The 7,511-nt window shown below is 45.2% G+C and carries 3 protein-coding genes; 1 reads left to right on the plus strand and 2 read right to left on the minus strand.

Annotated elements, in window-relative coordinates; translation table 11 throughout:
• Positions 1 to 210: 210 nt before the first annotated feature.
• Positions 211 to 2,883, plus strand: coding sequence for a bifunctional acetaldehyde-CoA/alcohol dehydrogenase (gene adhE, locus AACQ42_RS16080; protein ID WP_013856398.1), 2,673 nt, complete (start codon positions 211 to 213; stop codon positions 2,881 to 2,883).
• Between the two features lie 129 nt (positions 2,884 to 3,012).
• On the opposite strand, the gene AACQ42_RS16085 is transcribed toward adhE, so the two are convergent.
• Together AACQ42_RS16085 and rne are read right to left on the minus strand one after the other, a co-directional pair.
• The gene (locus tag AACQ42_RS16085) at positions 3,013 to 3,888 is read right to left on the minus strand and encodes a DMT family transporter (protein ID WP_094165833.1); all 876 of its coding nucleotides are present in this window, start codon (positions 3,886 to 3,888) and stop codon (positions 3,013 to 3,015) included.
• Positions 3,889 to 4,010: 122 nt separating this feature from the next.
• On the minus strand, positions 4,011 to 7,097 hold the full coding sequence (gene rne / locus AACQ42_RS16090) for a ribonuclease E (protein WP_064625724.1): 3,087 nt from the start codon (positions 7,095 to 7,097) through the stop codon (positions 4,011 to 4,013).
• Positions 7,098 to 7,511: the final 414 nt, after the last annotated feature.

Raw genomic sequence — 7,511 nt, forward strand, 5'->3', positions numbered from 1 at the left:
CGATTTTGTAGGGTGGTTACCCCTAATTGGGTAATTAGTTTTTGAGAACTGATCTGAGTCAATTTTTTTCACACTCTGAAATATTATACTCAGTCCTGAAAGCAATTTACTAAGTCTGTCATTGTTTAAGCTGTTGAGAAAAAACAAAAACACAAAGCTGCAAACTTAATAAAGAGTTTTTAACATTTTTCTATTTTTAGGAGATCCATTATGCCTGTAACTAATTTAGCTGAACTTGATGCTCTAGTAGCGCGCGTTAAAGCGGCTCAAGCAGAATTCTCTACTTACTCTCAAGAGCAAGTAGATAAAATTTTCCGCGCAGCATCATTAGCAGCTAACCAAGCTCGTATCCCTCTAGCGCAACAAGCGGTAGCGGAATCAGGCATGGGTATTGTTGAGGATAAAGTAATCAAGAACCACTTTGCGTCTGAGTTCATCTACAACAAATACAAAGACGAAAAAACGTGTGGCATTCTTGAAGAAGATAAAAACCTAGGCACGATGACTATCGCTGAGCCTGTAGGCATCATCTGCGGTATCGTTCCAACCACTAACCCTACTTCTACTGCAATCTTCAAATCTCTCATCTCTTTGAAGACTCGTAACGGTATCATCTTCTCGCCACACCCACGTGCGAAAAATTCAACTAACGATGCAGCTAAACTCGTGTTAGATGCAGCAGTTGCAGCTGGCGCGCCAAAAGATATCATCGGCTGGATTGATCAACCTTCAGTTGAGCTATCTAACGCGCTAATGAAGCACGAAGGTATTGCACTTATCCTTGCAACAGGTGGTCCTGGCATGGTGAAAGCAGCTTACTCGTCAGGTAAACCAGCAATCGGTGTAGGTGCAGGTAACGTTCCAGTTGTAATCGACGAAACGGCAGACATCAAACGTGCAGTTGCTTCTGTTCTTATGTCTAAAACATTCGATAACGGTGTGGTATGTGCTTCTGAGCAAGCGGTTATCGTTATGGACGAAGTGTATGACGAAGTGAAAGAGCGTTTCGCGAGCCATAAAGCGCACGTTCTAAGCAAAGCAGATGCAGACAAAGTACGTAAAGTGCTACTTATCGATGGCGCCCTAAACGCGAAAATCGTAGGCCAACCTGCAACAGCTATCGCTGAAATGGCGGGCGTTAAAGTTCCAGCAGATACTAAAATCCTTGTCGGTGAAGGTATTGGCGAAGTTTCTTATGACGATGAATTCGCACATGAAAAACTTTCTCCAACACTTGGCATGTTCCGCGCGACTTCTTTCGAGAACGCGGTAGAACAAGCAGTAAGAATGGTAGAAATCGGCGGTATCGGCCACACTTCTGGTCTATACACTAACCAAGACGTTAATGCAGACCGTATCCGTTACTTTGGTGACAAAATGAAGACGGCGCGTATTCTTGTAAACATCCCAACCACTCATGGTGGTATCGGTGACCTTTACAACTTTAACGTTGCACCATCTCTAACGCTAGGTTGTGGTTCTTGGGGTGGTAACTCGATTTCTGAGAACGTAGGTCCTAAGCACCTAATCAACAAGAAAACTGTTGCGAAGCGAGCTGAAAACATGTTGTGGCATAAACTACCTAAGTCAATTTACTTCCGTCGTGGTAGCCTTCCAATCGCTATGAGCGATCTTGAAGGCAAAAAACGCGCATTCCTAGTTACTGACCGTTTCCTATTCAACAACGGCTATGCAGACGACGTAGTGACTCTGCTGAAGTCAAACGGTATGGAAGTTCAAACATTCTTTGATGTAGAAGCTGATCCAACTCTATCTGTCGTAGAGAAAGGCGCTGAAGCAATGAAGAGTTTCCAACCAGACGTGATTCTAGCACTTGGTGGTGGTTCACCAATGGATGCGGCGAAGATCATGTGGGTTATGTATGAGCACCCAGAAACTCACTTTGAAGAGCTTGCAATGCGCTTTATGGATATCCGTAAACGTATCTACAAGTTCCCTAAAATGGGTCAAAAAGCAGAATTGGTTTGTATCACGACTACTTCAGGTACCGGTTCAGAAGTCACACCATTTGCCGTTGTAACAGACGACAAAACAGGTGCTAAATACCCACTAGCGGATTATGAGCTAACACCTAACATGGCTATCGTTGATGCGAACCTTGTGATGAATATGCCTAAGTCTCTAACGGCATTTGGTGGTTACGATGCTGTGACTCACGCTCTTGAAGCCTATGTATCTGTTCTTGCGAACGAATACTCTGATGGTCAAGCCCTACAAGCACTTAAGATGCTGAAAGAGTACCTACCATCAAGCTACAAAAATGGAGCAGCAGACCCAATTGCTCGTGAAAAAGTGCACAATGCAGCGACTATCGCAGGTATTGCTTTTGCTAACGCGTTCTTAGGTGTATGTCACTCTATGGCGCACAAGATCGGTGCTGAGTTCCACATCCCGCACGGCCTTGCTAACGCATTGCTTATCTCTAACGTTGTGCGCTATAACGCGAATGATAACCCAACCAAACAAACTGCGTTCTCTCAATACGACCGTCCACAAGCACGCCGTCGTTACGCTGAAGTGGCTGACCACTTAGGCTTGAGCCAAGCGGGCGACCGTACTGCTCAGAAGATTGAACGTCTACTGACTTGGTTGGAAGAGCTGAAGAAAGATCTCGACATCCCGCTATCTATCCAAGCGGCTGGCGTGAATGAAGCGGATTTCCTCGCAAAAGTTGACGTGCTATCAGTTGAAGCGTTTGATGACCAATGTACTGGTGCAAACCCACGCTACCCACTGATTTCTGAGCTAAAAGAAGTACTTCTTGCGGCTTACTATGGTACAGCGTTTGTTGAAGGTGAAACTTTCGAAGGCACTACCGTTATCAAGAAGAAAGATGACCAAAAACCAGCAAAGAAAAAGTAAGCTGAGTTATTGAGGGATTTTCGCTAGCACGAAACAATCTCTATCGGGAAAAGATAAAGCCTCACCATCTGGTGAGGCTTTTTTTGCTTTTTTGCTCGAGTAACTTCATCATCAAAGCGTGGATGGGATTTATCCCCACATGACTAAAATAGCGGCAATTGCGATTAGAACAAGCCCCAGCCCATCTTTAATTTTCACCGATTGTTTTAGCCAAAAAATAGAAATTAACATCGTAAAAAAGCTCTCAATTTGGCCTAAAGTTTTTACATAAGGTACGGTTTGAAGAGACATTGCACTGAACCAACCAATAGAACCAAGACAGCTACTTGTGCTGGTTAATAGCGTTAGCTTAGGTCTTACCCATAATTGTTTTAATGAGTTGTTGTCGGTCACCATTAGGTAAATTAGCAGTAATAAAGTCTGCAGTGAAATGACCAACAATAATACCCAAGCAGCACTGTGTGGAAAGGGTAAGCCAAGTGCTAAGCTGGCTTCACGTACCCACAATGAAGTGAGTGCAAAGGCACTACCACAACTTAATCCCAGTAAAACAGTTGGCATTGAAAGCTGCTTAATATTGCCGTGCGTGCTCATCAAAAATACACCAATGCCACCAACGATGACGCCAATCCAGCCCAAGCCTGTCAAATGAGTCCCAAAAAAAATCATCCCTAAAATAGCGGCAACTAAGGCTTCGCTTTTGGCTAGCCCAGCACCTACGGCATAGTTATTTAATTTAAAAAGCTTAACCATGAGCGCTGTCGCGACGATTTGCATCAATGACGCGCCGATAATGAAAGCGATAAAGGTCAATGACAATGTAGGTAATTTCGCGGGTATGAAATGATACAAAGTGATGAGATAGAGAGCCGCGATAGGGCCAGCCCAAAGAAAGCGGGCAAGGGTAACACCAGTAGTACTGACCTCAGTTGCTAAGCGACTTTGGAATGCATTGCGCCAAGATTGCATGAATGCGGCCAGAAGGGTGAATAAGATCCAAGTCATGGAAGTCCATTTTGAGTGACAAGAAAGAGGCAATGCTATGAGATGCAGAGATATTGGGCAAGCGGAATATAAAAAGGGCTGCGAATGCAGCCCTTTAATGGTATTTAAACTCGGTTCAGAGATTAATACTGTGGTTTAGTCATTGCCGCACCAGCTTGACTTTGCGCTGACTGGCTGCCTGCTGCACGAGTTGCAATTCGTTCAGCATGGAAAGGTGCTGATACGATTTCAATCTCTTTGAGCAACAAAGAGCCTGAGGCTTTGGTCATCGGAGAGAATGCATGCGCTTTGATTGTTTTGGGTAATACGGCTTCAGGTGCCTTAGTTACTGCTTCAACCTTCAATGCTGGTACTTTCTCTGTCGTGGCTTTTTCTTCGACAACGAGCTCAATAGCGGTAGTCTTTTCAATAACAACTTCTGCGATTACTGGCTCCGAAATAACGGCTTCTACAGTGACCGATTCTGTGACTGAAACCGATTCTGTTACCACTGCCGATGGTACTTGAGGTTCAATAGCGTCCTGCAAAGAGACCGTAACAGGTTCTTCAACGACGCTCTGGTTCTCTTCGTGGCGAATAATGACCTTACCCATTGCCATTTCAGGGAAAGCAAAACCACCTAACGTTATCTCGGTATTGTTATCTACGACATCTGCCACTTGTTGAACAGGTTCAACCGCTGCGACTTGCTCTGTTACCGGTGCTTGATACACTGGTTTAGAGAGGTCATAACGAGGCATCACTTTACCCATTGCCATCTCAGGAGAGGCAACCCCACCTTTGCGTAAACGGAATGGGTTAGGGCGACGATCACGACCACGGCGTCGACGTTGACCACTGGCTCGTAAATGACGAGGGGAGCGGCGATTGCGACGTTGATTTTGATCGTCATTCTCATTGTCGTCGTTTGGTGTAACGACCGATGTCTCAACAGATTGTGCTGTTTCAGCTTTTACGGCTTCAATAACCTCTGCTGCCGGGGTTGTATTGATCAACATTTCAGCTTCTGGTTGTTCTTGAGCGATTGTCTGATCTTTTACACGAACTTGTTTGTTTAACTTACGGCGTTGACGGCGTTCTTTGACTTTTGCCGTTTTCTCTTCCGTTTTATCTTCATTCGCTGTCAAGGTAACGGCTTGCGCTTCAGCCGCAAGTTGTAGCCCTTGCTCCGCTAACTTTTCAGATTTGCTGTCATCACGCTTGTTGCGGCGCTCTTGTTTTGGCTTGCGAGCTTGTGTCTTACGAGGCTCGTTGGTAGCAACAATTTCTTTGTCTTGTGTTTCTTCAACAAGAGCAGAGGTATTGACAGGTTTACGTTTGTTTCTGTCACGGTTTGCGTTGTCGCGATTAACATTTTCACCGCGTCCGTTACGACGACGTTGGTCATTTCGATCACGACGCTGGCGTGGTGCTTGGCTACGTTCGTTTTCTTGTTTTTGTTGCTCTTCCTCAGTTTTCACTTCTTCCGTGGTGGTTGAGAAGATGCTACCAAGAGCTTTAACGATGCGGCCAAATAGACCTGGTTTGCCTGGTTCAACAGCGATCTCTTTGACTGGAACCGCTACCTCTGCTTTAGGTGTTGGAGCTGGAATAGTTTGTGCTGGAGCAGCAAACCCTTTCAACGCTGGTTCTTCAATGCGTTTTGGTTTGAAATCGATATCTGAGCTTTCTTTACCTTCTGCTTCTTTCAGTGCTTCTAGTTTCATTGGCACTAAGTAAGAGAGTATTTCTTGCTCTTCCCCTTCACGGACACGGATCACTTCAAAATGAGGCGTTTCCATTTCAGAGTTAGGGACAATGGTGATCTCGACTTCTTGAATGCGTTCAATATGATTGATTGAGCGACGTTTTTCATTGAGTAGATAAGATGCAATAGGAACGGGAACCACCGCCATAACTTGAGCGGTATTATCTTTTAGTGCTTCTTCTTCAATGAGACGTAAAACAGAGAGCGCAAGAGATTCATTATCACGAACCACTCCGGTACCAGAGCAGCGTGGGCAGATATGGTGACTTGCTTCGGCAAGTGATGGGCTCAAGCGCTGACGCGACATTTCTAACAAGCCAAAACGTGAAATTCGGCCAATTTGTACGCGAGCACGATCTAGGCGTACGGCATCGCGTAAACGGTTTTCTACTTCACGTTGGTGACGAACAGGAGTCATATCGATGAAATCGATAACCACTAATCCGCCCAAATCGCGCAGACGTAATTGGCGAGCAATTTCATCGGCTGCTTCTAAGTTGGTGTTAAGCGCCGTCTCTTCAATATCGCCGCCTTTTGTTGCACGAGCAGAGTTGATATCAATTGAGGTCAATGCTTCGGTTGGGTCGATAACAATAGAGCCACCAGAAGGCAAACGCACTTCACGCTGGAAAGCCGATTCGATTTGGCTTTCAATTTGGTAATGGCTAAATAGGGGTACTTCACCGTCGTATTTTTTTACACGACTCACGAAATCAGGACGCACCAAACGAATGTGCTCAAGGGCACGTTCATAAATTGTGTTGCTATCAATTAGAATTTCACCAATGTCACGACGCAGATAATCACGAATTGCGCGTACAATGACGTTGCTCTCTTGGTGAATAAGTAGCGGTGCAGGACGCAAATCGGAAGCCTGTTTGATTGCGCTCCAGTGATTGAGCAAAACGTTTAAGTCCCACTCTAGCTCTTCCGCACTTTTGCCCACACCTGCAGTGCGAACGATAAGGCCCATGCCTTGAGGAAGCTCTAAACTGCTCAATGCGGTTTTTAATTCGGTACGCTCATCGCCTTCGATACGGCGTGAAATACCACCGGCACGAGGATTGTTTGGCATAAGAACTAGGTAGCTACCAGCAAGAGAAATGAAAGTGGTCAACGCAGCGCCTTTGCTGCCTCGCTCTTCCTTTTCAACTTGGACAATAACTTCTTGGCCTTCTTTAAGCGCTTCTTTGATGTTTGGACGGCCTTGGTAAGTGTAGCCATCAGGGAAATATTCGCGGGCAATTTCTTTGAGGGGAAGGAAACCGTGACGTTCAGCGCCGTAATCAACAAATGCAGCTTCTAAACTCGGTTCAACACGGGTGATACGTCCTTTATAGATGTTCGCCTTTTTAGATTCATGCCCTGGACTTTCGATGTCTAGATCAAAAAGTCGTTGGCCATCAACCAGCGCGACACGCAACTCTTCTTTTTGAGTTGCGTTAATTAGCATTCTTTTCATTTAAAAATCTCGTTATCTTTCTTTAGTTTTGATTATTGGACTTGTTGCTGGGTTTCGTTTTCACGGTGCCAGATCCCATGACTAAAAGGTGCAGCCTCCCGGCTGGAGGGGATGCTCTAGGGCACTTCAGTTATCGCACGCACACGATTGCCTGCGATCCGCGTATTGGCGGAAAATACTCAACATGAAATGACGATGAGTAGAGCAACAAGATAGCTTCGCTCAATAGTGTCTTACGCCATGTGCAGCACATTGACGCTTAGCAGTCTACTCACTATTTTGCTCAAAAATGGACGGTAAAGAATAAAAAATCACCGAATCATTCATTGCAGCTGTGAACTATAGCAGTGACAGGTAAACACAGCAATCTGCTTTGTTATGAACAGGTCAAAAAAATGAGAATAGGTCTAAAAG

This window comes from Vibrio sp. V12_P9A6T4 (assembly GCF_963874835.1).
GTDB classification, from domain to species: domain Bacteria; phylum Pseudomonadota; class Gammaproteobacteria; order Enterobacterales; family Vibrionaceae; genus Vibrio; species Vibrio anguillarum.

What these genes read in the sequence shown, in the direction of transcription:
- adhE (WP_013856398.1), top strand. Translation starts at nt 211, where the DNA reads ATGCCTGTAACTAATTTAGCTGAACTTGATGCTCTAGTAGCGCGCGTT.
- AACQ42_RS16085 (WP_094165833.1), bottom strand. Translation starts at nt 3,888, where the DNA reads ATGACTTGGATCTTATTCACCCTTCTGGCCGCATTCATGCAATCTTGG.
- rne (WP_064625724.1), bottom strand. Translation starts at nt 7,097, where the DNA reads ATGAAAAGAATGCTAATTAACGCAACTCAAAAAGAAGAGTTGCGTGTC.